This window comes from Neobacillus soli NBRC 102451 (genome assembly GCF_001591665.1).
Classification (GTDB): Bacteria; Bacillota; Bacilli; order Bacillales; family Cytobacillaceae; genus Neobacillus; species Neobacillus soli.
The window spans coordinates 37,720-61,686 of sequence record NZ_BCVI01000025.1 but is presented as its reverse complement, the minus strand read 5'-3'; the positions used below and the strand labels follow the sequence as shown (position 1 = coordinate 61,686).

24 protein-coding genes are annotated in these 23,967 nt (G+C 32.5%); 8 read left to right on the top strand and 16 right to left on the bottom strand.

Annotated elements, in window-relative coordinates; translation table 11 throughout:
- Window positions 1-102 precede the first annotated feature (102 nt).
- Window positions 103-387 carry a ferredoxin family protein gene (locus tag BSO02S_RS09970; RefSeq protein ID WP_040204690.1) on the bottom strand — a complete coding sequence of 95 codons (285 nt, stop codon included), beginning with the start codon at window positions 385-387 and terminating at the stop codon, window positions 103-105.
- Between the two features lie 108 nt (window positions 388-495).
- Window positions 496-1,764, bottom strand: a complete 1,269-nt coding sequence (locus tag BSO02S_RS09965) for a site-specific integrase (protein WP_084374975.1) — start codon at window positions 1,762-1,764, stop codon at window positions 496-498.
- Window positions 1,765-1,778: 14 nt separating this feature from the next.
- Here BSO02S_RS09965 and BSO02S_RS09960 point away from each other — a divergent pair, with 14 nt between their 5' ends.
- Window positions 1,779-2,261 (top strand): helix-turn-helix domain-containing protein, encoded by a 483-nt coding sequence (locus tag BSO02S_RS09960; RefSeq protein ID WP_066066198.1) that lies wholly within the window; start codon window positions 1,779-1,781, stop codon window positions 2,259-2,261.
- Window positions 2,262-2,631: 370 nt separating this feature from the next.
- Here the strand turns inward: BSO02S_RS09960 and BSO02S_RS09955 are convergent, their stop codons facing one another.
- Complete coding sequence (locus BSO02S_RS09955; RefSeq protein WP_066066195.1) at window positions 2,632-3,378, bottom strand: hypothetical protein; 747 nt, start codon at window positions 3,376-3,378, stop codon at window positions 2,632-2,634.
- Between the two features lie 136 nt (window positions 3,379-3,514).
- On the opposite strand from BSO02S_RS09955, the gene BSO02S_RS09950 reads away from it, so the two are divergent.
- Complete coding sequence (locus BSO02S_RS09950) at window positions 3,515-3,829, top strand: hypothetical protein (protein WP_066066194.1); 315 nt, start codon at window positions 3,515-3,517, stop codon at window positions 3,827-3,829.
- Window positions 3,830-4,107: 278 nt separating this feature from the next.
- Here BSO02S_RS09950 and BSO02S_RS09945 read toward each other — a convergent pair whose 3' ends face one another.
- From BSO02S_RS09945 to BSO02S_RS09925, 5 genes are all read right to left on the bottom strand, one after another.
- Window positions 4,108-5,307, bottom strand: coding sequence for an IS256 family transposase (locus BSO02S_RS09945; protein WP_066066192.1), 1,200 nt, complete (start codon window positions 5,305-5,307; stop codon window positions 4,108-4,110).
- A gap of 478 nt (window positions 5,308-5,785) precedes the next feature.
- Entirely contained in the window at window positions 5,786-6,166 is a 381-nt protein-coding gene (locus tag BSO02S_RS09940; RefSeq protein WP_066066188.1) for a hypothetical protein, read from the bottom strand.
- A gap of 90 nt (window positions 6,167-6,256) precedes the next feature.
- Window positions 6,257-6,865: a hypothetical protein gene (locus tag BSO02S_RS09935; RefSeq protein ID WP_066066185.1), complete on the bottom strand. Its 609-nt coding sequence runs from the start codon at window positions 6,863-6,865 to the stop codon at window positions 6,257-6,259.
- A gap of 52 nt (window positions 6,866-6,917) precedes the next feature.
- Entirely contained in the window at window positions 6,918-7,178 is a 261-nt protein-coding gene (locus BSO02S_RS09930) for a DUF7662 domain-containing protein (protein WP_066066183.1), read from the bottom strand.
- A 157-nt stretch (window positions 7,179-7,335) separates the two neighbouring features.
- A complete protein-coding gene (locus BSO02S_RS09925) occupies window positions 7,336-8,304 on the bottom strand; it encodes a site-specific integrase (protein ID WP_066066180.1) in 969 nt (322 codons plus the stop codon).
- 376 nt (window positions 8,305-8,680) lie between these two features.
- Between BSO02S_RS09925 and BSO02S_RS09920 the strand changes: the two genes are divergently transcribed.
- Together BSO02S_RS09920 and BSO02S_RS09915 are read left to right on the top strand one after the other, a co-directional pair.
- Window positions 8,681-9,763, top strand: a complete 1,083-nt coding sequence (locus BSO02S_RS09920) for a DNA adenine methylase (protein ID WP_066066177.1) — start codon at window positions 8,681-8,683, stop codon at window positions 9,761-9,763.
- Window positions 9,750-10,883, top strand: coding sequence for a DNA methyltransferase (locus tag BSO02S_RS09915; RefSeq protein ID WP_066066174.1), 1,134 nt, complete (start codon window positions 9,750-9,752; stop codon window positions 10,881-10,883). The genes BSO02S_RS09920 and BSO02S_RS09915 overlap by 14 nt, the downstream gene beginning before the upstream one ends.
- A 14-nt stretch (window positions 10,884-10,897) precedes the next feature.
- Here the strand turns inward: BSO02S_RS09915 and BSO02S_RS09910 are convergent, their stop codons facing one another.
- The 4 genes from BSO02S_RS09910 to BSO02S_RS28455 all read right to left on the bottom strand — a co-directional run bounded on the left by BSO02S_RS09910 (window position 10,898) and on the right by BSO02S_RS28455 (window position 15,185).
- A complete protein-coding gene (locus tag BSO02S_RS09910) occupies window positions 10,898-12,700 on the bottom strand; it encodes a DUF2357 domain-containing protein (RefSeq protein WP_066066172.1) in 1,803 nt (600 codons plus the stop codon).
- Window positions 12,700-13,314, bottom strand: a complete 615-nt coding sequence (locus BSO02S_RS28705; protein WP_501193484.1) for a DUF8727 domain-containing protein — start codon at window positions 13,312-13,314, stop codon at window positions 12,700-12,702. The genes BSO02S_RS09910 and BSO02S_RS28705 overlap by 1 nt, the downstream gene beginning before the upstream one ends.
- A gap of 760 nt (window positions 13,315-14,074) precedes the next feature.
- Window positions 14,075-14,896 (bottom strand): hypothetical protein, encoded by an 822-nt coding sequence (locus tag BSO02S_RS09900; RefSeq protein ID WP_066066166.1) that lies wholly within the window; start codon window positions 14,894-14,896, stop codon window positions 14,075-14,077.
- Between the two features lie 91 nt (window positions 14,897-14,987).
- Window positions 14,988-15,185, bottom strand: a complete 198-nt coding sequence (locus BSO02S_RS28455; protein WP_084374973.1) for a recombinase family protein — start codon at window positions 15,183-15,185, stop codon at window positions 14,988-14,990.
- A 385-nt stretch (window positions 15,186-15,570) separates the two neighbouring features.
- On the opposite strand from BSO02S_RS28455, the gene BSO02S_RS27000 reads away from it, so the two are divergent.
- Complete coding sequence (locus tag BSO02S_RS27000; RefSeq protein WP_157081427.1) at window positions 15,571-15,747, top strand: hypothetical protein; 177 nt, start codon at window positions 15,571-15,573, stop codon at window positions 15,745-15,747.
- Between the two features lie 119 nt (window positions 15,748-15,866).
- On the opposite strand, the gene BSO02S_RS09895 is transcribed toward BSO02S_RS27000, so the two are convergent.
- Complete coding sequence (locus tag BSO02S_RS09895; RefSeq protein ID WP_066066163.1) at window positions 15,867-16,127, bottom strand: hypothetical protein; 261 nt, start codon at window positions 16,125-16,127, stop codon at window positions 15,867-15,869.
- A 413-nt stretch (window positions 16,128-16,540) separates the two neighbouring features.
- Here BSO02S_RS09895 and BSO02S_RS28270 point away from each other — a divergent pair, with 413 nt between their 5' ends.
- Window positions 16,541-16,663, top strand: a complete 123-nt coding sequence (locus BSO02S_RS28270; RefSeq protein WP_268875992.1) for a hypothetical protein — start codon at window positions 16,541-16,543, stop codon at window positions 16,661-16,663.
- 238 nt (window positions 16,664-16,901) lie between these two features.
- Here BSO02S_RS28270 and BSO02S_RS09890 read toward each other — a convergent pair whose 3' ends face one another.
- The 3 genes from BSO02S_RS09890 to BSO02S_RS09875 form a co-directional block, all read right to left on the bottom strand.
- A complete protein-coding gene (locus BSO02S_RS09890; RefSeq protein ID WP_066066162.1) occupies window positions 16,902-17,093 on the bottom strand; it encodes a hypothetical protein in 192 nt (63 codons plus the stop codon).
- A gap of 12 nt (window positions 17,094-17,105) precedes the next feature.
- Window positions 17,106-17,366 carry a hypothetical protein gene (locus tag BSO02S_RS09885; RefSeq protein ID WP_066066159.1) on the bottom strand — a complete coding sequence of 87 codons (261 nt, stop codon included), beginning with the start codon at window positions 17,364-17,366 and terminating at the stop codon, window positions 17,106-17,108.
- Between the two features lie 777 nt (window positions 17,367-18,143).
- Window positions 18,144-22,400 carry a hypothetical protein gene (locus BSO02S_RS09875; RefSeq protein WP_066066154.1) on the bottom strand — a complete coding sequence of 1,419 codons (4,257 nt, stop codon included), beginning with the start codon at window positions 22,398-22,400 and terminating at the stop codon, window positions 18,144-18,146.
- A gap of 412 nt (window positions 22,401-22,812) precedes the next feature.
- Between BSO02S_RS09875 and BSO02S_RS09870 the strand changes: the two genes are divergently transcribed.
- A complete protein-coding gene (locus BSO02S_RS09870) occupies window positions 22,813-23,610 on the top strand; it encodes a ParA family protein (RefSeq protein WP_066066147.1) in 798 nt (265 codons plus the stop codon).
- Window positions 23,611-23,629: 19 nt separating this feature from the next.
- A complete protein-coding gene (locus BSO02S_RS09865; RefSeq protein ID WP_066066144.1) occupies window positions 23,630-23,920 on the top strand; it encodes a hypothetical protein in 291 nt (96 codons plus the stop codon).
- The last annotated feature ends 47 nt before the right edge of the window (window positions 23,921-23,967 follow it).

Below are 23,967 nucleotides of genomic sequence, written 5' to 3'. Positions count from 1 at the left end.
CCTACCCTCTGCTTCACCTTCTTTTCACCCTCACTTGTGAAAAAACCTACATATAGTGATATTAAAAAAAGTGCTGTAGTCATTGCAACAGCACTTTTTTTTTTATGCTAATCTGAAGACAATCCCATGTCCGCCTTTAGGATATTCCCATTTGATGTTTTGGTATGGGCAGCCAATCCGGCAGCTTCCACATTCATGGCAGCCTTCATAGCCTACCTGCATGCGTGTTCCTTCCCACTTATACACCTCAGCGGGGCAAAATACTGTGCAAATTTTATCTGGACATTGTGTCATGCACACGTCATGATCGAGAACGGTCAAATGAGATTTTGTATCACACTTAAAACGGAGAAGATACTGTTTTTCTTCGATATTCTTCGTTGACATTATTTCACCGCCTTCCATGCGCGATAAAGACTTTTCGGAATCAAATCCTGATATACCGGTGTTTTTTCGGCTCTTTTGTGTGAATGGTCACAATTTTGGTCACGAACCTCAAAACTTCTCCACAATCTCGTCTAATTTATTGGCGACTTCTTGCTGCATGCTTGGCAAAACATGGCTATAGATATCAAGTGTAATTCCAATTCGAGCATGACCTAGTCGTTCAGAAATAATTTTAGGATTGATATTTTGTCCGATTAACATGGTGGCATGAGTATGACGCAAATCATGGAACCGAATCACTGGAAGCCCCACTTTTTTTGCATCTTTTTTAAAACCCCTTAAAAGATTAGTTGATTGAACCGGACGACCGTGTCTTGTACAAATGACCAAATCATTATCTTCAAAATTACTTCCATATTTTAATTTATTCTCAAGCACTGTTTTTCTTTCCATTTTTAACTGAGTGATTAAACGGTTTGGTATTGAAATGGTTCTTGTGCCTGATTTTGTTTTTGTATTGATTCGCAATTCTTTTCCGTCATGGGATAATGTTTGCCTTATATAGATAAGCTTGTTTTCAAAATCAATATCTTTCCATCTTAAGCCTAAGATTTCGCCTTGACGCATTCCGCAAAGAATTGCCAGCAAATAAGCTGTAAAATATTTACTTGGTCTTTTGACACCCAATACATGCTTTATAAAATAATTAATTTGTTTTAAATCCCATACGTTCATTTCCGACTTTTTGATTTTTGGCAGATCCACAAGATAAACCGGATTTTCTTTTATTACCTTTAATTTCACAGCTCTTTTGAAGGCAACTTTCAATACGTCGAATATTTTATGAATAGTGCTATTTTCAAGATCCGTTTCTTCCAATAAACCATTTAAAAAATTCTGCAAAAAAATTGGAGTTATCTCATACATTTTAACGGCTGCCATTTTCGGAGAAATATAAATATTGTAAAATGCTAATTGGTTGTTATAAGTCGTTCGTTCAACGGATGACTTTCTTTCTTTGAACCAAATTGTAAAAAAATCACCAACAGTTAATTTTTGAGGTTCAAAAAATGTTCCCTCGTTTAATTCATTTAAAATTTTGGTTATTGCTTTTTCCGCGTCTTGTTTTGATGGGAAGCCTCTTTTCTTTTTTTGTTTCCTGTTTCCAGTTCCAGGGTCTTTTCCGATATCGACAACAATATCCCATTTCCCCGTTTGTTTATTTCTTTTGATACTTCCTTTCACAGTTCTTCCTCCCAGAAAACTGCAAAAGGTTCCTATGTTTCTTTTATTATATTTAAAAAATGATTTGTAAACCAGTGATTTGTTTAAAGTTTCTGATGACAGGTAATACTGACTTTGATATAGTAAAACCATAGGGAGGATTGAAAATGGATTTATTCGGTGGTTGGTTAAAGCAGAAACGAAAAGAAAAAAAATTATCAGGACGAAAACTTGCTGAAAAAATTGGTATGAGTCCTAGTTATGTCGCTCAATTAGAAATTGGACACATTAAACTTCCCAGTGAGGAAGTCGGAAGAAGATTTATGGAAGTTTTAGAAGTTGAAAATTCCGAAGAGATACTTACTAGATTTGGTATAAAAGAAAACGAAGATAGTTCGAAAAATTCTTCTGAAATAGATGAGGATATTGAAAGACAAAAGACTTTCAAAGCTATACTACGGGATTTGGATTATATGGAATTGGATCAATTAGAGGCATTATTTATTGTTATGAATAAATACCGTGATATTTTGGTAAATATTGCGAAGCTTGAAAAAGTCAATCAATACTCAAACAAAAATAATCCTGTAAATGCCTTAAGGGAATATACAGAATTTCTAACAGAAAAATATAAAAAAGAAGATGAATAATAAAAAACGCCTTTCTCAGCGTTTTTTTTATTTAGTGTGGGGTAATCTGATTTATTTAACTTTTAGAAGTTTTAAAACGATTTATTTGTGGTTATACCTATAAATTTGTGTATCTTTTCATAATTTTGTTTCTAATTGCTTAAATACTAAGAATTGCGAAATGGTTAATATAAACATCTTACTGGTGAATTATGAATCTGGAGATAAACTTCGGAAAAGAAAAGAGCATTTTTAACCCTCCATTACACATTTAACACAAATAATAAATACTCCTTTATATCTGCCATGTTAAATTTTTCTTGTGGAAAAGAACTGCATTTTCATATCATATTTGAAAACCGACTCCTTTTTGAAGCCGGTTTACCTTAATTCAAAGTTTTTCATACATCTTGATTTCAATCTTGGCATTAAAACTATAGCCGATATTTTCAATAATTTCTTTTATGGTTTCATCCTGTATTTTTGAATAAATCCGATTTAAAGTTAAGGCATTATTTGTCGCATATTCAGCCCATTCTTTTTCAGTTGAATAAGGAATGTCTCTGAAATAAAAAGTGTCAATATCCTCGACCATATCGTGTTCTTCTATTAAATTTCTTAATGGTTGAATATAGCCGATACACTTTAATGCTGCTTTTGCTCTGTACTTTTGATGAGCAGTTTTGAAAGATAATTTCACTTTGAGTATTTTCTCTCTCCGCATGCTCAACATATTTTTTGGTCGATATACCATCAAGTTAATGTCATGGTAAGAAACAAGGTTTTTTTCAATAATCTTCTTTTCATCGGATATCCTGTTGTAGTCAAACTTAATACCTAGAATTTGCAAAATTTGTTTGGTGGCACTTGGACCACTTCCACCGTAACCACAGGTAGCACCACTAAACCAAAATTCTTTTTCATTTTCGTCATCCCTTAAAATTAGGGTGTAATTCCTATTTTGGCTTTCCCTTTTTCCATCATAAACATATACATCAGGAACATTTCTATAAACTTCCGGTATATCTTCGTCGTTAAAATATACTTCAAAACTAGTAATATTATCAATAAACTCAAGATTTGCTTTAATATACTTAACAGTGCTATGAGGATCAGCACAGTATCGTATTATTTCCATATAAATTCACCCCTATATAGTTTTTCTTTTTAATGGTATGAATAACGTATTGCAAATAGTACATACGAAACGAATCATATTTACCTGCAATAATGAATAAAATTAACCAGTATATTTTTTGGGGAGATGTTGGTTTATGAGTGATTTATTACATTTTTCAAGAAAAATTGGTGATGAATGGACAGTACAAGATTGCGAAAGAATTAAGGAATTTATTCCAAAATATCGTGCGAGATGTAGTTTTAAGTCAAAAGCTGCAGCAGCTAACGACATAATTACTATGCTTAGGGGAATATATCCTGACTATTCTCCGGATAAAAGGAATGATAACGCACTGAAAGCAAGAATTGAATTGTTGGACAAGGTATTAGCAGGTGAAGTAGACGAAAGAAAGTTAATGAGTTATGATGAGGAGTTTTATGGCAAATTGCCACGTGATTCAATTTATTAACAATAATTTCACAGGAATTGGGTCTGCGTAAAATCTTGTGTAAGTAATATTCGACAATCTTCGCAAGGCAAGAAGTATTAGGTATAGAACAAAGGCTAGCCGTTAAAAATAATAAAGGCTTTTACCATAAAACAGGATAGGGCAATGCAGAAGTGCAAACCGAGCGGTTTTATGGCTTTTACACTAAAACGGACGGATTTATGCTGTCCGTTTTTTTGTGTCCGTTTTAGGGAAAACTAAAGCGATAAACTTCAGGGGTTTGGGGACAGAGTCCCCAATTATGATGTTTGGTTCAAGATCTCAAGCTGGCTCAAAATCATGTCCCAATTACGGTATCGTATTGTCCACTTTTTCGTAATATTTTGAGCTGCCAAATAAAGCATTTTCCTTAAGCTATCATCATTAGGAAAGATAGATTTTGTCTTTGTTACTTTTCTAAATTGTCGGTGAAGCCCTTCTATAATATTCGTAGTATATATTATTTTCCTAATTTCCTGCGGATATGCGAAAAAAGTAGCTAAAATATCCCAATTTTCTTCCCATGACTTAATCGCAGAAGGGTATTCTTTGCCCCATTTTTCTTTAAATTCAAAGAGCCTTTCTAACGCAGTTTCTTCATTGATTGAAGTATATATTTTTTTCAAATCAGCGACAAACTCTTTCAGATGTTTATAAGAAACATATTTGGTACTTGAACGGATCTGGTGAATGATACAGCGTTGTATACCGGCAAAAGGATACACGGCTTGAATGGCTTCTCTAAACCCTGATAATCCATCCACACAGAATAGATTTACAGTTTTGACTCCTCGCGTTTTCAAATCGTTTAACACACCTAACCAGAACTTACTGCTTTCATTTCCTCCAACCCAAATGCCTAATATTTCTTTATATCCTTCATTGTTAATCCCCAAAACAACGTAGGCTGCTTTCGAGACAATTTGGTGATTATCACGAATTTTATAATGTATGGCATCCATGAAAATAAAAGGATAATAGGCTTCAAGCGGACGGCTCTGCCACTCATTTACTTGTGGCATAACTTTTTCACTAATCTTACTAACTAACTCCGAAGAAATCTCAACATTATAGAGATCCTTTACTTGTTCCTGGATATCTCTAGTAGACATACCGTGAGCGTATAGAGACAATATTTTTTCTTCCAGACCATCCACATTTCTTTGGTATTTGTCTAAAATTTGGGGCTCGTACGAGCCCTTTCTGTCACGTGGAACAGTAACTTCTACTTCACCAAATTGTGTTTTTAATTTCCGTTTTGTAGAGCCATTACGGTAATTACTTGGTTCATCACTCCGGCGTTGATGTTTTTCATAACCAAGCTGTTCATCCATTTCACATTGAAGAACTTCTTCCAAAATATCAGAAAACATCTCTTTAATGGTTTCCATGATTTGATTTGTACTTGTGAATTTCTGTTCCTTTACAATTTCTTTGATTAATTCTTTAGGTATTTTCATGTCGAAAAATCCTCCTTAGCAAAAATTATTTATCCTAATTCTCGCCAAGGAGGATTGATTTCAAACTTATTTACACAACTTTTTCCGCACTGTCCAGGAATTTAAACATCTCCAAACTGTGATCTGTATACAATTATTCATTGAATCTGTCTTATTATTTTGTTGATATTTATAAAAAGGACATCTAAATAGTAACGGGTTCTGTTACCTGTCACAAAACCTTAAATCCTTTAATACCACGATTTGCACTGTAATATGTTATTGTTTTTAGTAAACTAATGGTATTTCAATTATAATATCCTAGTTCAATTGAACTAGGATATTTCTTTTCTAATATTCCATTTGCACATTAAAGTAAAGTAACCGTTCGTCTAAGTTAAATCCTTAACAACACAGCCTTTTATGTAAATTTCAATCGACTTAGTTGTTTATGGTCATAAATAGATAATTTAATTTCTTTGTCTTTTGAGAAGTTCCATTATTTATAATCAATGCGGATTTCGTCCAACCCAATAGAATAGGAATTTTTTTTAACTCGTACATAGATTTTTTTACCTTTATTATGCTTTAAAAGATACTGTATTAATTTCGCTGAAATTCTTGACATATTATTATACATTAGAATTTTATCTTTCATATCAACCTTTATTGTTTTATTTAAATCGAACATAAATACTTTAAAAATAAGGCTTGATGGGGTTGTTCCATAAGTATAGACATAACTTCCATTCCATCCACCATATTTAGGATTATTTTCATATTTATACTGCATATATTTTGGAATTCCCTGAATAAGCTCCTGCATTCTTATACCGTCTTCTGTGTATACATCTACAATCCTACCTCGTAATAATTTCATTTTTACTGCTCCTTATCTGTTTTAAGATAAGGAAATTATATTGCAGTATGCCATGAACTTTCCACGACAAAAAGTCATAAAAACATGTCGTCACTCTTCATCTTCTATGAAATCATTTGTAATAGCAGAGTCAATTTTTAAGCGAATAGTTGCTTCAGTTATTAAAGGAAATATTTCTGTCTTTAAGACTGTAGAATACAGATCTAGAATTTCGAGTTTATAGTGATATTCCAAATCATCTACATTTTTAAAAATCAATTGTGTAGTCCCTACTATTTCATGGACCTTTAAGTAATATTTATAATTAAAGTATGCATCCCACATGAACAGTAATTCTTCAACTACATCTTCATTAGGAGCAAATGACTTTATATAAGGTACACCAGATGTGTATGCCTCTTTAATGTCCTCAAAATCCAACTCGTTGATTCGTTTATCAGATAACTTTTCATAGTATTTAAGCCCATTTGCAATACCAATTAATGTAGCCTTAAAGATCGGTTGCAGATCAGCTATAATATTATAGTGTCCTTTGTCATCTTTCAAAGCCTTTTTATATAACTCATCTTCTTCTTTATTTTTAGCTTTTGCAGTAATAAATTTATTGAACTTCCTTTGCATACTTCTAACATCATAATGAATTATCTTTTCTTCAATTAATTCTTCTATTAGTATAGTAATCGATTTAACTTCATTCATTAAATTCATCCTAAGTATTTTTTTTAACACTTTTTTTAAAACTGCGACTAAACTAGTCTCCTACTTCGTATTTAACAAACTCAATTTTCTTGTCCTTTAAGTTTGGATTTGCTTTAAAACCAGCTTTTGTCCATGAATAAGCCTGTGTGTGTTGTGATGCACTATCCCACCATGCCAAATATTTTGATGCGGATGGTGGAAGAGTAAACCCAAGCACATCTTCCACTTCTTTATAAGTCATTACTAAACGATTGGAATCCTTTGATTTTAAAAATTGATATAGTGGTTCGTATTTGCTGCCTCTTGTATTCACCTTTTTTTATCTCCATTAAATTTAATTTTTTATTAAGTCACAACAATTTTACCATAATAATACAAATAGTTTTCAAAAAACCTAAATCATTAGTGCAACTGACCAGGCTTCACAATTATGTAAAAATATTAGCGTTTATACAGTTTCTGTAAAGGATCTAAAGACCAATCCCTCCGGCTGCATTATCATCAAACAGATTAGCCTTCTTTATATAACGTTGTAACGAATCTGTCCGTTTATGCCTAGTTTGTTTCATAATTTGATGTTCAGCCTTTCCCGCTTTTGCAGCTGTGGAACAAAAACCACTCCTTAGACTATGTGCACCATATTTTTCGGGATTAAGCCCGGCTTTTTCACAACATTTCTTTACAATCAAACGAACTGACTGTGGTGTTAGTCCTCCCAGAATATTTCCATGACGATCTATTCTTCTAAACAATTTACCTTCTGTAATACCTGATACTGATAACCAATCTTCTAAACTTCGTACTGGACAGGTTAATGGATTACTTCCATATGGGAGAGCAACCTCCTGTCCTTCTCCTTTTTGATCGGTTTTACTTTTATTTAAGTGGAGTATTATTCCATCTCTTGTTTTTGAGATGTCTTTAGTTGTTAATCCAGTTAATTCGCTACGTCTTAACGCCCCAGCCCAGCAAATGATTAGTAATGCCCTATTCCGAACACCAATTAAATGATTCTGTGGAATCGCTTGAATAATTTGCCGAAGTTCATCTAGCCAAAGCGCATCTTTCCCTTCTTCTTTAATCCCAATTTTTCGTTGAATACCATCCCAGACTCCTCTTACAAGAGCTGATTTGGTGGGGCTTGGTTGACCGGCGGTTTCATGTCGCTGGGAGATAGCTGTCATTTTTCTTTTAATTGAGGATGCTTTAAGTGTTTTCCCTAAAAATGTAATGTAATAGACAATAGTCTCCGGACTAGCCGGAATGTCATGCAACCCATTCTTTTCACACCATTCGGAAAATTGCTCCCAATCTGTTCGATAAGCATATTTTGTGTTTTCAGATTTAGAGTTTTCTAAATGTCTTTTTGCCTCTTCCTGAAGAACAAGTATTTCCTTTGAAAGTGCATTTCCACTTTTATTGTTAATTTCCAAATTCATATTTTTCCTCCTCTCGCTAGCTATCTATAATGCGGTTTATGGATAGTTAAAAACACTATAATTGAATTCAGAAAAATTGTTAATAATCCTTCAAAAATATTTTCTATGTTTATCGATTGTTAAAAATGATTAGAATTAAATTTCCAACAAAAAGTTTCAATTAACCTAATTGGACAAGCGGGAACATTTGTTCTAAAATAATAATGGTGATTAATTTCCTATTTAAACCTTAACTAGACTCTATTTAAACCTTTCTGTATAATTACAGAATGACCTTATTTAAATTTTGTCGAAATGTGTATCTTGGCTGTACTGTAAATTCAGTCTTTCCGGTACACCTTTTTATTTTTTTACACATTTGAGAGGTTGTGAGTTTTTGAGATACATTGGCTCTAAAGAAAGATTATTAGATTTTATTGAAGGTTTTATTAATGAAAAGGTTGAAAGTGTTCAAAATCCTACATTTGCAGATTTATTTTGTGGAACTGCTGTAGTTTCAAAACATTTCAAACAAAGGGGATTTAATGTTATCGCTAATGATTTATTAACCACCTGTACAATATGGGCAAAAGCAGCATTAACAGATCTAGAAAATATCCCTTTTGAAAGATTATTTGATTCGGATGAAATAAACCAAAATATGGATTATAGTAATCTGCTTATTGCAGATAATTATGATTTAGTTCTTAATCACTTAAATAAGATTACTCCCAAAAAGGGATTTATTTACCGAGAATACACTCTTGAAGGAACTAGGGATTCAGCCTTTCAAAGAATGTACTTTACAGAGGAAAATGCTTGTAAAATCGATGCAATACGACACCAAATTGGAATTTGGAAAGATAATAATTTTATAACCGAAGATGAGGAAGCTTTACTACTTGCAAGTCTTTTAAATGCAGTAAATAAAGTAGCTAATATAGCAGGAACATACGGTGCCTTTTTGAAAGAATGGGATAAAAGAGCGTTTAATCCTTTAAATTTAGAAAGAATGGCTGTTGAATGTACTTCATCTCCACGGTTAAATCATGAAGTTTATCAAATGGACGTCCTTGAGCTCGCTCCTAATATTCAAGCAGATGTTGTATACCTGGATCCCCCTTATAATTTTAGGCAATATGGTGCCTATTATCATATACTAGAAACTATAGCAATTGGTGACTCTCCGTTTATAGATGGAAAAACAGGGTTAAGACCATGGAAGGATAAAAAATCCGATTTTTGCTATTCTGATAAGGCAGCAAGTGCTTTAACCCAATTAGTAAATAACTTGGATTGCAAGCATATTTTCCTAAGTTATAACGCAGATGGGGTACTACAACATGAAGAAATCCTTGAAATACTCAGTTCAAAAGGAAATGTCGATTTTATAGATGTTAATTTTCAGCGATACAAGAGTAATAACGGAGGAACAGGGGTAAAAAAAGTTAAGGAGAGACTATACTATGTCGGAAGCTAATTCAAACGAAAAAAAAATCGAACAAAATAGAGAAGTAGAAGATTTCCAAGGTAATAGTGAGCTTGAAGCAACACCAATTGTAAAAATAAAGAAACGAACGGGCAAACGAACAAAAAAACAAATTGGGGAAGAAACCGGTCAAGAAGCTATTGAAGAGAAAACAAGTGAAAAAAATAATGAAGTAACAAGTGAACAATCAGACATACCTTTTTGGAGAACAGAAAAGAGTAAAGGTAGGAAAAAAAAGCCAATAGGCGTCAATGGAATTGATATGGGGGAACGGGGAGTTTATGATAAGAGAAATAAGCTAAACGATTTGACTGGTAGGGAGTGGACATTTTTCTTAAATAGCGTTTTAGTACAAGCTTACCCCCCAACAATAAGAGAGGGTGTTGGTTTTAATCTGAGGAAGATACACCCCTCGCCAAAGCCACCGCAACTTATGAAAGAAATTATATCCTTTTTTACAAAAAGAGATCAGTGGATACTTGATCCATTTGTAGGAGTAGGTGGAAGTTTATTGGGCGGATCTCTTTGTGATAGTCCAAGACATGGTGTTGGTATCGATTTAAATGCACAGTATCTTGAAGCTTATAAACAAGTTTGCCAAACTGATAATTTACCAACCGAGCTAACAATTCATGGGGATGCTGAAGAAACCCTTAGGAATGGACACCCTTATTTAAATAGGCAATTTCAATTAATAATAACTGACCCGCCTTACGCCGATATGATGACAAAGAAAAAAACAGGACAAAAGCAGAAATTTTACGGTAAGACTGATCCAACTCCTTATACAAATGATGAAAATGATTTAGGAAACCTAGGATATAATGAATTCTTAGATAAATTCCGGGACATTATGGAGTTAGCTGTAGGAAGACTTGAAGTTGGAAAATATGCGGTTGTTTTTTGTAAAGACTTTCAACCAAAACCAGGCGCGCCAAACTTGCTTCATGCAGACATAATAAATTCTCTAAGTACAATTCCTGGTTTAGTTTATAGAGGAGTAAAAATATGGTACGATCAAGCGAATGATTTATTCCCGTTTGGCTACCCATATGCATATGTAATGCATCAAATGCATCAGTATATATTAATTTTCCGAAAAGAAGCATGATAAAAAAGCACCTTTTAGGTGCTTTTTCTATTTAAGTTATTAATGAATTTTTTGATAAAGTTTTTAATATTTTCACGTTGAACATCTAAACTAGAATCAACTGTATTAGATGGATAAAGTGGAAATGCACCAACCGATGGGACAATTTGCGCATTTTCACTCCACAATTCGATATCCTTCTCCTGGCTTGGAAGCACAACATAAGACCCTAATACACCTCTAATAGCATCCTTATATGCATGCATTGTAAGTAAATCAACTCTTTTTGCCTTCCTGACTTCTTTTTCTTCTTCGTTTTCTAAATCATCATCTTCTTCACCTACAACAAGGATATCGTTTAAGCTTTTGAATTTATATTTTGCATCAAATGCTATAGAACCTAATAATTGTTTATTCCGGAAAACATTCACCAAGAAATCAGGATCCATCCTCATTGAATAAGAAGTTAAACTTTTTTTACCCTTCACATGCTTAATTACCTTCTGGTAATTTAATTCAATGATATATGAGTGATAAGGCACAGATATTTTTTCAAAAAATCTTTTTCCTTTACCAAATACAATTTGGGGTGGACTTAATGAAAGACTCTTTATAATATTAATTAGCTCGATAAAAACCCAAATTTCATAGATATCATATACGGGCTTTACTTGTTTATTAAATAGCATTTCATATAATGAATCCCATTCCAATGCTCCTTTTGCCTGGAAATCTTGATAAAGTTTAAACATTCCATTGTAACCCTGCACCCTCCGAAGTGTAAGGTTACCAGTTTCTATATAGGGCTCTAACACCACATCATGAAACATAGGATGGGAAAGCATTTGTGCAATTTCTGAATACATTCTTTTTGAATCTATGAACATAAGGGTATTTTCATCACTTATCCTAATGATCTCATTGAGAATACTTAGCAAATAATTTAACCAAAATTTTAAAAATCTATTTTCACTTGTGTCATAAGTTAGAATTTGCTTATTATCCTCAACCTCTTGAGGTAGCATCCCTCTTAATGCCGGTATACGTGCAGCCCCGATATTTGCTCTAACAAGATTTTGAGGATTTTGAATAATAGACATTATTGTTCTATTGTTAAAATTACTTACGTTTCCTATGCTTACTTTCCTGTACTCTCTATCAAGCGCAGTTTTAGGATTCTGTAAAATTACATTCCAAAAATCAGGAATATATTCTTTCTCCATAGCCGCTTTTATAAAAAAATAATCCTCTAATAAATTATTTGAAATATCTGTTTCCTTTTTATTAGGCAAGCTGCTTATAGATTTATCAGACCATAGAATATTAGAACTTTTGGCAATGATTTCATCTACCATATATTTATAATCTGAAAAATAGCTTAATTTTGCTGCTCTAATCTCAACAGGTAGTATAACAATTGGGTCTTCATTAGAGTAAATAGAAATCGAATCTATTCCAACATTTGATTTCCAATTGAGGAAAACGAATGAGAAATTGTCCTTGTTTACTATCTCACCAGAAATAGGTGATTGAGAATAATTTGTAGTTTTAGGCATAATAATTAAATCACTACAAGTCCCATGGTCAATTTCCATTTTATATCTTGTATGCTCAAGGAATTTAATATCTTGCAACAAATCTGAGTGGTTATATATAATCGGAGCCTTTGTTAATAAATTCATATCATTAGATTTAAAACCAAATAATTTAACGTCAATATTATCATAATTGATTAACACTTCTTCTAAAGATGCTAAATTGCTACCGGAATGTGTAATTGTTACCTTTAATGAGTTTGAGGATAACTCCAATTTATTTACAATTAAAGCCTCATCCATTAAATAAAACTCCCATAGTTTGTTTCAATCAAAGAACTTAATACTCGATAAATCCTTTCCGCTGATCTTGGGAATCGAAATTTACTGTTATCAAATTCCATATTCTCCAAACCTTTGAAGTCATTAACAACTGTTTCTGCTTTAATTTCATCATAATGAACCTCTTTAAAATCCTTATGACAAAAATAAAGTAAATTAATAAGTAATTTTTCCATTTGTCTTCTTTGTCCATGTAACCTAGGAAGAACTTTCATAAGAATAGAAGCATCAATAAAATAGAGTAGTAATTCCTCAACGTAAGGTATACCACTGTTGTTTGCAAGGTCTACTCCATTGTATATAAAAGTCAATAAATTATTTGTTGTACGATAACTAAAGCGAAATTGTGTATTCTCCAGTAAACCCCAAACATGTTTTATTGCATTTTGAAGAACTATTTGATCAATGGTTGCATCTGTTAATATATCTTTAATGGTTTTAGTGAAATAAAATCCTCTAGCATAAGTAAAATCATCAACAGAAAATAATAAATGATCATAATATGAGTTTGCACCCACATGATGAGTCCCTGTAATAATGTTTGATAAATAATCTTTAATTGGAGCACCATTCATTTCAATTACATTAGCCCTATCAATAACTTTAGGGCTAAACCTATATGTCGTTTCATCAATATTTACAGTGCCAATTATATATAGGTTAGGTGGAATCGTAATTTTTTCTGGAACATAATAGATTCTATCACCAGTAGTTAAAATATTTACATATTTATCATCTGGTAATCTTCTCATTTCATTTAGCGCTTGTTCTTTCTCTGTGTCTGTAGAAAATTGTTTTGTTAACAATCTTTCACCTGACTTGTGTAATTCAATATATTCACTTTCAATTTTTCCAGTAATCGGAGAAAACTTTCTACTTTCGATTGCGCTAAGAAAATCAGAAAAGTAGTATTCAGCCTTAGCTAGGTTCATCTCGTCCAAAATTAAAAAAAATGGTTCAGTTGGTTCATTATGGGCATCTAATATCAGTTCTATTGCAGGTGTAGAACTATAGATACCCAATAGAGGATTATTATAGCCTAAGAGTCCTTTATTATCTAACCAATCAGAGCGAACAGAAACGAACCGGTACTTATGTGGTTCCAACAAAGGTGGTGGAGGTGCCGGTACCGGCGGGGTAACAGTATGTGTTGCAATAGACATATATTCTACGAAAGATTGTCCTAGCTTCGTTTTCCCACTTCCTGAGATACCAGTAAAAATAACCATGGGGTTTGTTTTTAGTGCAAGGTATAAATCAATAACATGCTGTTGGTCAAATAAAAGACCAGTATTTTTTATGTAATCTTGTAACTTCATGTTTTAGTATTTCCTCCTAATAATTATGTACATTATATATACCCACTTGATTTAAGTAGTTAATGAATTGATCATATGTAAAAAAGTAACTATACGGATAGTATATTCTTAAAGGTCCAATACCAGTTAATTCTACTCTCATGACAGTTGGAAGTATCATCATTGAGGCTGGAAAGTAAATTCTCCTTTCAATACTTCTAGATTTATAACCCTTTATTCGACGTAAAACTGGGTCTAATCCTTGTTCTGTGGGTCCTAAAGATGCGATAAGTGTATCTATTTCATTGTCTGTCAATAAAGCAAACTCCTCAATTTTTTCATTTGGTAAACTAAAAAATTTTTTTAATGCTTTTGGAAACGGAATCAGGTGCTCTGATAAAGATAATATTTTATTACTTGTAGGTGAGTTATTAAATATCGTTTTCCCCTTTGCATGTGGAATACTATTTAAAAGAATATGTAAATTCTTTACTCTGTTAAAATGGGCGTTAATAGTTATTGGATTACTTGCCTGGCTGAGTGCTCGATAAAGCCAAAATTCTTTAGCAAAATCTGATGGATGATGTGTATCAATGTAATGAATAAAATCTCTTCCAATTGTATTTATTGTATTTCCATCATCTGATAAACCATAAACTCCTCTTAAATCAACCCAGTTCTGTCCCCTAGAAAGTGGTAAACCTGCTAAAGCTGTTCTAACTTTACCTGCAGCTGCTTTAGTATCCCTCATACTAGTTTCAGTTAAGTGAAATCTATATTCATGTAATTGTGGTAGCCTTAGTGTTGCTAAATCATAGTCAGAAAATATATATCTTAGTTCTGCTAAAGGTAATGGCATTTATATTCTCCTTAGCTAAAATTTTACAGTAGACCTTTTTTCCTATATTACCATATAGTAGAATAACTAAAAATATAAATTTATCTCAAACTCATTTTTCCATAGCGGTTGTTGTATCGATTTTTTCATGAAGAGAAATAAATTCTATTTCTCTTACATTAAAATCCTCCACAAGCTCCTCCAAATACATTAAACTGCGTCTGATACGATCGTGCTTGAATACAACAATCTCATCGCCCGGTCGAGTATATTTAAGCAGCTCGTTTAATTGCGGGCGGTCTTTTTTAATTCCCGATACTGTTCTTTAAATTATTTTCAACTTTTTACCCCTGCAGCCTTTAGCGTTTTATTTGCATCAGCATATCCTGATCATCAGTTGAAACCCTTGCATATCCTAATTTCATATTTTTCTCCATTTTGTCCGAATAAGGGTAAATATAAATTCTTACGGACAATTTATTTTTCGCATCGTTTTTCGTACATTTTTTTAAAAATAAGTTCAAAAATTAGCCATTTTAAATTGTTTGAAAATATATCAATTAAACGGTCGTTTTCCGTAAATTTTAATTATTAAATTTCATATCCAAAAAACCTTGCTAACTAATGTATTTATTTCCCTTTTCAATAGACCCGCAGTTCCAAGTTTGGTAATCTATCCCTTGGAGGTGAATAAAATGGATAAAAAACAGCAAATGATCAGTGAATTAAAAGAAATTATTAAAGACGACATTACATTTAGTGGTAAACAAATCCCGAAAGCTTCACACCGCTTTTGGGAAGAACTTGAAAATTCTCCTTTAAAAGATGTTGAAGAGTTCTATAAATCTTTTATGGAAAATCGTAATAAATAATTGTTTAACCCTCAATACAAAGATAAAGATACAAAAAAGGAATAGCCTAAGGTTATTCCTTCAGTTAAAATCGCAAGTATTCGACCCCCTATTTCTACTTATTTTTTCAAAAAATTTTATTATCCCCCTACTAATGCCAATAGTCTTAACTTTGGATGAGTTAGTAGAGCTTTTCGTAATTCCTCGTAATCCATATCAATATTCCCTGGATGTAAAACTTCACTTATTTCCCACCCATCTCTTGTCAGAACGAAAACATCACATTCAATACTGTTGATTTTTACTCTTAATATCGCATCGGCAAAATTATGGGAACTAGAAATAAATGGTACACCTTCTTTATCTGGTTCAACAATAAAATATGGATCATCAATCTTCATCTCTTCTACACTCCTCGTATGATGAATGATGTCTTTCGATTTCGTTTATATTTAATTTAGATGGTCTTTAGGATTTGATATATTTAAAAATAAAAAATTCTCCATGGAGAGTTAACCATAAAAATAAACCCACCACTATTTACAATTTTTGTTTGCTTGTCAACCAAATTTACATTATTTCTTGATTTGGTAGTTATGACTTCACAATTCCTCTAAAGAAGTAGTCAGTATTCGGTACGAGAATGTGATATCAATTATGAATACAGCACTTTTTTCACTATTTTAACAACATATTATTTTATATTTTTAAAAGGATGGTAAATATGAAATTAAAAAGAGGTGTAAATTATAATTGACTTTGTAAGAAAGGAAGAAATTGCTTTAACAAGTCCAAAGTTTTAGGCATCTTAAACATGGTTATTGAAGACGATTTATACAATAAGCTGATGATTGTTGTGGATCTAATTAATCTAGTTGCAAGCCTCGATGAAATGAAAGATAAGGTTGAACGAATTGAACCTAATATCAAAAAATAAAATGTATAAAGTTGGTTTCCATTGCGAAGGTACTATTCTCTATAAATAAAATAATATTGTCAGCATTTATCGGATAGTTTAAGCCTGTTCATCTTAGTTAAATTTGGATAAGCCCCAATAATTACCGCTGTTCTTTGTAACGAGATAACATTTAAAATACTATTTACCTAATCCAATGGAATAATCCTAATTTTTCCACCTTCTAAATAAAATATTTATCAAACCTTCAAATTCGGTTTTACCTGAACAATTTAGTCCAGAACTCACGCCAGCCATGTTTTGCAAGTTTAATTTTTTTTTCGTCCTTGCTAAATGAAAAGTCGACCTTTACACCTTCATTTGAGTTATCCTTAAAAACTATCTTGTCGTGTTCATCATGCATAAAATATTCCTTATCTCCTAGCTTAAGTTTTCCGAACAATTTGGTCATCCCAATCCCCCATTAATTGCCTCCCGTTAAATAATGAAGACGTAATTTTGGATGGCTTAGCAGCTTCAGCCTCAAATCTTCTTTATCATATTCTGTACCTAATGGACTTAATACTCCTATGATTTTCCAATCATCTTTTACCGATAAATATATTTCACACACATTCCCATCAATTGTTACACTAACAATCGAATCAGCAGTTGAAGATCCGGTTACCGCAAATGGAGTTCCTTCAACTGGTTCAATAATAAAATGTGGATTTTCAATTTTCATTACAACACCTCTTACTTGAGGATAACCAATTTTTAAAAGTTTACACCTAAATCAATGAGACCAGCGCCAACCTTCTGACTTCTTTTATTCAAATATCCGTTCAGCCCTAATACTTAAGTAGCCCAATAATAAAATTTCATTATATTTATGTATTTCTAAAGCGTTATGGAGGGTTAAAAAATTCAGATTTAACCCTCCATAACGCTTTAACAAATAAACTATTATATCCTCCCGAACAATTGTTTTCCAAATAACATTAACATTTTTATGGTTGGTCCTCCTTTTCAATTTTTTTAAACAGATTAATATTTTTTCATTTACATTAGGAAGGGGTTTCACAGGAATTTCCCACAATAAGTATTTGGAATATATATCAAATTCCTATTCAACTTAGGGAGGTTAGTACAGTAAGCAAAGCTTTACAAATATGTGTAAATTTTTACAATTTATTCAGTATTTTTTAAATAGAAGGACCTAAAAGTTAAATAAATATATTAAGACAAATAAATCTCGATAGATAAAGCCTGTATCATTGATTACCACGAAACATTGATACAGGCTGTTTTTTAACTTTTTATTGAACTTCGCAACGATTAGTTTAACAAAAGACCACTAGTTAATCTGTTTAATTCGTGTTGAAAAGGAAATCCCCAAAAATGAATTTAAAAATGCTATTTTATTATAGTGATTCCTTCTTTTCAACAAATCTGTCGGGTTAGTCCTAGAAGCATGCGGAACGAAAGGAACTATTATAACACTTTATTAACCCTACTATATTTAATGTATTTTTAAGCCAAATTCAATAACTTTTAAAATTTGTGAAAGTTGTTGGTTTTGGGGTACTTTCCTACAATCATTTAACCGTGTTTGTATGTAATCTTGATGAGAAAAAAGAAAACTATTTTTATTCAATTGAGTGGTCCAGTATTCCAAAATAAACGGTAGTATGTTATTATTATACAACTTTCCCAGTCCTATATATCGACCTTCTATAAATTGCTCAAACGCTTTATAAATTTTTAAGGCATCAGCTGGCAAAGCAACTAAAGTCGCACCTATATAACATAAAAATTGCAGACTACGTTGGTTGTGAAATTTACTTAAATTAATAAATTGATTGAAAGTTAAATCTTCAGAAAAAATGGTTCCTATTGTTTCGGCTAAGGAATTCCAAAATTTTGGTATCGGAGATATGATTTGCATTTGTTTACAGGTACTAATTAACTGCTCTGATAACTCAGTAACTTCTGAAGATGAATTATACTTAGCTTTTAATAGTGTTAATACTGCTGGAATTACCGCTAATTCAGCTGCACGTTCCTCTATCATTGCCCAAGCCATATCCGAACGTAAACCGATAACTAATTCCGCGTTGGCATCATATTCCTTTCCTCGGTTACGTAATTCAAACATTGTTTCAGTTTCTATAGCAATATCAAGAGAAAGCGAAAAATTATTTATGCGGATCAAATAATCAATTGCCTGTGTTCCAAGTAAACTAATGCCTCTTATATTTCCCCTTTCAAGAGCTATATCAAAACTTTTTACTATCCATTTTTCTGCTTCGTCTATAAACCCAAGCGCCTCTGCAGCCATACTTAAATGGGCAGCTAAAAACCAATCATTGGATGGATCATATATATTTACCAGTAATGGATGATGAACAATAAAAAATCCCCTAGTTGGTGCTGCATACTCTTCTCCACCTCTTATTCCAGCAGGCGGTTTTCCTGTTGCAATCATTGACGACAAGAACCCAGAAACATGTCCAAAAGCAACAAAAAGAATTTTCCAGGCATCTTTATTTTTATCAGCCTCTAATAATCGAAGTACCATTTCTTCGTAATAAGGATAAATCCTATTAATTTCCCCTGCCATCCATAGAGCAACCATATGTTCGCCTAATGCCTTTACCATTAGTTCATCTTGATTAATGTTATTTTGTTTTGAAATCTCCAAGGCATGTTGAGTAAAAAATATAGCATGTTGTGGGCTCCCGTCACCGAAAGCTTTACTTAGCTCAATATAACAAAATATCCTTTCAGTAGGATATTCTGTGATTTCGGATTTAAGTGCTTCAGTAAGGTTTGTAATTGCGTCAGAGTATCTACTTTTAAAAACAAATTGTTTACCCAAAATACCTTGAATAAGAAAACGAACGACTGGTTCATTTGGATAAAATTTTATCGATTCCTCAGCTAATAAAGTTGCAGCTTTTAAATCGTCTTTGTATTCAGCTAAAACAATAATTTGGGCTCTTACTGCACAAGCCCATAATAGTGTTAAACCTAATTCATTTGAAACATGTTTAACCTTCTCCAGTACATTTATTACCTGATTCCATTCCCGATCATTTTCACCTTTGTTTAATTCATCAAGCCATATTTGGTCACAAATTTTCATACAACATTCCGGAGCAATTTCACTTTTGGAGGCGACTTCCAATAGTCTCCCAGGAATACTGCTAATCATTTCCAACCAGTCGATAATATCGTGAGAAGATTTTAAAAGAACCCCTGCTATCCAGATAATTGTAACTGGGTGCACACTTAATTCACCAAGATCATTTTCTGATTGCGAATTTGGTTGATAAAACCCACTTAATCCCTTTATTAAAAATTTTGTTGCCTTTAGGGGATCTTTATCTACATAATAATTGGCTAGATATAAGGAAATAAACTTTGCCGTTGAATCTGTATTTCCTATTTGTTCAATCATTTCTTCTAATTCTTTGATTAAATGGTTTACATCCTTTTCCATTTTTATTAAGACCATTATCTGTTTTGTTCGTAAGAGCATCTTAGAATGTAAATCCATTTGTTCAGGAAGGGGTGCACTGTACCACATTAAACTAAATCCCCACTCATCAGAATACGCTTTGTTTACCTCAAGTTGATCGAGACTAGAAATTAAAGTCATCGCAGCTTCTTTATATGCTTCTGCAGAAACAAAATGGTGTATAGCTTTTGCACCTTCAATTGGATGAATATATCTTTTTTGGATGATGCCTTTTCCCAAAATAAAATGTGTGTTTTTCTTAGTTTCTGCCTGTAGATTTAATGGACCAATTGTATAAAGGAGTGGTGATACTAGATAAGTTGTCGCTGTATCATTCTGAATCCATAAACCCTTTGCCTTATTAATTTTTTCAAACGGAGCACCAATTATTGGTGATATTTGACTTATCTCTTGTACCTCGTGCATACTAAAGGAACCTTTGACTAAGGTTAACCGATACAGTAATTCTCTGGTACTTTCATCTTCCAATTTATTTATTAGCTCATTTTGAATTAAATCATTTAACCCTTGTCTATACTCTCCTTGAAAGAGTGCCTGCAGATTATCATTATCTAAGCTCCACCGTCTTTCCTGTAAGTATCTTGTAGCTGCAGTCAAGAGAACAGGATGCCTTTCAGTCAAAGCTATCAGTAAACCTATAAACTTTTCGTTATCTACTAAAATTTGAGGAGCACCATATAAAATTAACATATTCTTAATTTCGTCTATTGTAAAATTTGGTACCTCATGATTTCCAATAATCCCATTTGGAACGTCTTGGATAAGTGTTATAGGTAAAGGATAAGCGCTAGTGGATAAAACCTTTAATCCCTTTTCGTGAAAAGCTCTTACCAGTATTTTTAAATGCTCATCTAAAGGACTTGCTCCATTTAATCGTGGAACATCATCCAAAATTATCAGGGAGTTTCTGGGAAGAGTGGCACTTACATCTTTATACCAATCGTTCCAATCAGACTTTGGAGTTTTACCTGATAAAGCAACGAGAATATCATCTATACGTAATGCAGCTTGCTTAGGGTTTAAATCACGTAATCGAATCCAGGCTATACATTCCTCTACTTCATTAGCAATAAGCATTGCTAAGTTCGTTTTTCCACTACCCAGGTTTCCATAAATAGCACACCAAGTATGTTGTTGTAACTTTTCAACAAATAACTTAACAGACTCACTTCGAGGTATTACATTATCCAATATAGGAACATTTAGTTCCGGTCGTTGAACAGACCGATCAATCGTAGCCTGAAATCCAACCTCCGTTTTTAATTTTTCAATTTCATCATCAAACTTGGAAAACTGTTCCACATGGAATTGAACTTTATTTTCAAGGTCATGTACTCTTAAATCAAGTATTTTCCATATTTCATGAAGATTATTTAATAGTTGAATATCGTTTTTATCGATGAAATTCATTTCTTTTTGCGCAAATAGTTCTTCCTTGGAAAGCTTTTTAATTCCCGGTTGTGATAATTTCTTAAAAACGTGAAGGAATAACTTCCGATAAAGTTTACCCCCTTCCTCCAGATTAGTAACAATATGTAAATCCACCAATTTTTTTTGTATTTTTTCTTCAAGCCTTTGAAAAGGTGTATTACTTGAGCTCCATTCGAAATTTTTTATAAACTTCATTAATACTTCATCATTCGACTTTTTAATAAATTTTATCCAGTTATTCCACAAAGTAACCCCAATCGCACTCGGACGAGAAGTCAACTTTAAAAATTCACGAATATTTTTCAGTCTTTCTGTAATTTTATTCTCTTTTTCAGTTCCAGTCCGCAATTTTTCCCAAACAGAAATTCCAGCTACTTTATCATGAAATAGAGCCGGTCTCTCCGTACTTATTTTTGCGTTTGTTATAAAACGAAATACCAGCTTTTTTCCCGTATTATACTGTAAGTGGTCGTAAAAGGAAACCATCGCTTCAATTGCTTCAGATGACCGTAATGTAATATTTTTATCCCGGTGTTTAATTTGTTCTAAAATCCTATTTCTCTGAGCACCCGTACTTGTAATCGCCTCCGAAACAATATCAACGTCCTCACCGCGCTCTAATTCAAGAAGGTCGTTATCTTTTAAATCAATCCATCGATCAATTGTTAAATCCACTTGATAAACATAGCCGCGTATAGTCGCCCAAGCATCTCGATCACGCACTGTCTTAAAGGAATCCATATCTTTTACCTCATTTCCTTTGGACATTGAAACAAAGGAATTTAATTTTTTTAATAATGCCAATATAGTCATACTCCATAATTTTCACAAAAAACCCGCCGTATCGTCACTAAATATAAAGATTCTTGCTATTTAATTTTACCATAAAAAACCATAGCCCTTATTGAGAATCATACCACCTATGTAAAATTTTTAGAGGCGTTTTTATTAGAATATATGTTTTTTTCTATTTAATATAAGAATCACTTAAAAATTGTATTTGGTAATTAAAAAATGCTGTTGATGGCAGTAGCTTTTATGAATTTTAAAAAAGCTAAATACGCAAATAGTACATAAATTCAAATTGTGCAATGAAACAGAATGCTCTCGTTCAACGAGCATTTTTTTTTGTAATTAAAGGATTTTGCAAAATTACGATAAAAATGATTTATAAACTATTTATAATAAATTTAATAACTTTTAGGAGGTAATTAAAATGGGTAAATCCATTACGATATTATCAACCAAAGGCGGTGTAGGTAAATCAACACTCACACGTTACTTAGCTATGTCATTAAATAATTTGGGTTTTAGTACATGTATCATCGATTTGTGTCAAAACAGTTCAATAGCTACCGGATTCTTACAAAACAGAAATTCATTTCAAAAGACGGCATTTGATTATTTAACAGGTACAGCACAGCCAAGTGAAGTGCTTCACCAATTTAACGAGACAGAAATATATTACATACCTTCGAATGAAACAATAGATGATTTCGAAAAGTGGGCGGTGAAAAACATTTCACCGGCGAAACGATTAAATTGTATTGCTTCAAAAACAAAAGTGCTGAAAAACAAGTTTGATTTTGTATTATTTGACACCCACCCATCTGAGAATTCCGACATAGTTGGTTACGCAATCGCTGCAAGTGATTTTTGTTTAATTCCTATGGAAATACATGTTGACTCAAAAGAAGCAGCAAAAAGAAGTGCTGAAATTGTAGAAGAATTCAAAGAAGATTTCCATGTTGATTATGCAATTGTGCCGAATAAAGTGTCCACAAGAAACGGGAAAATTATTCGGCAACTCAATGAAATAAAACAAGAATTCATTTTAAGTGGGTTCGAAGAAAGTAACTTTTTTTCCCCTATTCGCTTCTCGGACGTTGTTTCAACTTCTTTAAATGAAGGAAAGCTTTTATCCGAAATGGATAATAAATACGCGAAGGAGACAATGAATGATTTCAAAAGGGTCACAGAAGAATTGATCGCGAAATTGGACCAATTACACTAAAAAAAAGGAGATGAAACAGTTGGGTAAATTTGATGATTTAGACGCATTAGATAAAGAAATAAAAAATGTAATAGAGGAAAACCAAAATAATATCGTTTCAAAAAGAAGGAGTGTCCTTGAACGCCTTAAAACAGAAGAAAAAAAGGCAAGAGGACCCAAAAAGAAAATGGAAACGAAATTAGAAACATTTAATTTGGATTTAGGAATCCTTGATGTGCTTAATCAATATTGTAATGAAGAAATGATTCCAAAATCACAGCTTGTCCGCCAGGTTCTTCGGAAATATTTTAAAGAATTAGGAAAGATTTAGTACATAGTTTATAAATAATTATTAAACTTTTTATTAATTATTTTATA

Excerpts from the sequence above, each read along its gene's own strand:
- BSO02S_RS09970 (WP_040204690.1), bottom strand. The coding sequence starts at position 387 with ATGTCAACGAAGAATATCGAAGAAAAACAGTATCTTCTCCGTTTTAAG.
- BSO02S_RS09965 (WP_084374975.1), bottom strand. The coding sequence starts at position 1,764 with ATGGTTTTACTATATCAAAGTCAGTATTACCTGTCATCAGAAACTTTA.
- BSO02S_RS09960 (WP_066066198.1), top strand. The coding sequence starts at position 1,779 with ATGGATTTATTCGGTGGTTGGTTAAAGCAGAAACGAAAAGAAAAAAAA.
- BSO02S_RS09955 (WP_066066195.1), bottom strand. The coding sequence starts at position 3,378 with ATGGAAATAATACGATACTGTGCTGATCCTCATAGCACTGTTAAGTAT.
- BSO02S_RS09950 (WP_066066194.1), top strand. The coding sequence starts at position 3,515 with ATGAGTGATTTATTACATTTTTCAAGAAAAATTGGTGATGAATGGACA.
- BSO02S_RS09945 (WP_066066192.1), bottom strand. The coding sequence starts at position 5,307 with ATGAAAATACCTAAAGAATTAATCAAAGAAATTGTAAAGGAACAGAAA.
- BSO02S_RS09940 (WP_066066188.1), bottom strand. The coding sequence starts at position 6,166 with ATGAAATTATTACGAGGTAGGATTGTAGATGTATACACAGAAGACGGT.
- BSO02S_RS09935 (WP_066066185.1), bottom strand. The coding sequence starts at position 6,865 with ATGAATGAAGTTAAATCGATTACTATACTAATAGAAGAATTAATTGAA.
- BSO02S_RS09925 (WP_066066180.1), bottom strand. The coding sequence starts at position 8,304 with ATGAATTTGGAAATTAACAATAAAAGTGGAAATGCACTTTCAAAGGAA.
- BSO02S_RS09915 (WP_066066174.1), top strand. The coding sequence starts at position 9,750 with ATGTCGGAAGCTAATTCAAACGAAAAAAAAATCGAACAAAATAGAGAA.
- BSO02S_RS09910 (WP_066066172.1), bottom strand. The coding sequence starts at position 12,700 with ATGGATGAGGCTTTAATTGTAAATAAATTGGAGTTATCCTCAAACTCA.
- BSO02S_RS28705 (WP_501193484.1), bottom strand. The coding sequence starts at position 13,314 with ATGAATGGTGCTCCAATTAAAGATTATTTATCAAACATTATTACAGGG.
- BSO02S_RS09900 (WP_066066166.1), bottom strand. The coding sequence starts at position 14,896 with ATGCCATTACCTTTAGCAGAACTAAGATATATATTTTCTGACTATGAT.
- BSO02S_RS27000 (WP_157081427.1), top strand. The coding sequence starts at position 15,571 with ATGGATAAAAAACAGCAAATGATCAGTGAATTAAAAGAAATTATTAAA.
- BSO02S_RS09895 (WP_066066163.1), bottom strand. The coding sequence starts at position 16,127 with ATGAAGATTGATGATCCATATTTTATTGTTGAACCAGATAAAGAAGGT.
- BSO02S_RS28270 (WP_268875992.1), top strand. The coding sequence starts at position 16,541 with ATGGTTATTGAAGACGATTTATACAATAAGCTGATGATTGTTGTGGAT.
- BSO02S_RS09890 (WP_066066162.1), bottom strand. The coding sequence starts at position 17,093 with ATGACCAAATTGTTCGGAAAACTTAAGCTAGGAGATAAGGAATATTTT.
- BSO02S_RS09885 (WP_066066159.1), bottom strand. The coding sequence starts at position 17,366 with ATGAAAATTGAAAATCCACATTTTATTATTGAACCAGTTGAAGGAACT.
- BSO02S_RS09870 (WP_066066147.1), top strand. The coding sequence starts at position 22,813 with ATGGGTAAATCCATTACGATATTATCAACCAAAGGCGGTGTAGGTAAA.